Origin of the sequence: Pseudomonas edaphica (assembly GCF_005863185.1) — a bacterium.
GTDB lineage: Bacteria > Pseudomonadota > Gammaproteobacteria > Pseudomonadales > Pseudomonadaceae > Aquipseudomonas > Aquipseudomonas edaphica.
This window is the reverse complement of sequence record NZ_VBVZ01001084.1, coordinates 1-776: the sequence shown is the minus strand read 5'-3', so window position 1 is coordinate 776 and position 776 is coordinate 1. Positions and strand designations below refer to the sequence as shown.

Below are 776 nucleotides of genomic sequence, written 5' to 3'. Positions count from 1 at the left end.
GGTCCAGCATGACTACCCGGACAAGCAGGTGTTGCTGGATGTCTGGGAAGTCTCGGCCTTTACCGGCGAGCCCCATGGTGCCGAAGGGCAGCCGTTGGAATGGGTGACGCCGCGGGACTTGCTCAACTATGAGTTCCCGGCGGCGAATGCACCGATTGTTGCGGCTGCCCGTTTGCCCGCTGAATACTTGATCACACCAGGCGAACTGGAAGCCCCCACCTTGTTGCGAGGTGTCCAGAAAGCCATTGCCGGTGGCATCAAGCTGGTTCAACTGCGCGCGCCCAACGGTTACGACCCTAAATACCGTGACTTGGCGGTGGACGCGGTGGGCCTGTGTGCCGGCAAGGCGCAACTGATGCTTAAAGGGCCGTTCGAATGGCTGGGGGATTTCCCTGCCGCCGGCTGGCACATGACCTCGGCGCAGTTGCGTAAATACGCGAGCAAAGGCCGCCCGCTGCCGAAGGATCGCTGGTTGGCGGCTTCTTGCCACAACGCCGAAGAGCTGGCACTGGCAGAGATGATGGACGTGGATTTTGTCACGCTGTCGCCGGTGCAGCCGACCCAGACTCATCCCGATGCCCAGCCGTTGGGTTGGGAGCAGGCGGTAGAGTTGATCCGTGGGTTCAGTAAGCCGGTGTTTCTGCTGGGCGGGCTTGGGCCGGCTGAGCGGGAACAGGCTTGGGAAGCCGGGGCTCAGGGTGTGGCAGGCATTCGCGCGTTCTGGCCTGAGGCATGATGATCGTTCCCACGCTCTGCGTGGGAATGCAGCCCTGGAC

1 protein-coding gene is annotated in these 776 nt (G+C 62.6%); it reads left to right on the top strand.

All coding sequences use genetic code 11. The annotated features are described in order from the left end of the window. The coding region (locus FEM54_RS33380; protein WP_138454378.1) for a Nudix family hydrolase at positions 1–736 on the top strand (736 nt) is incomplete at its 5' end. Positions 737–776 lie beyond the last annotated feature (40 nt).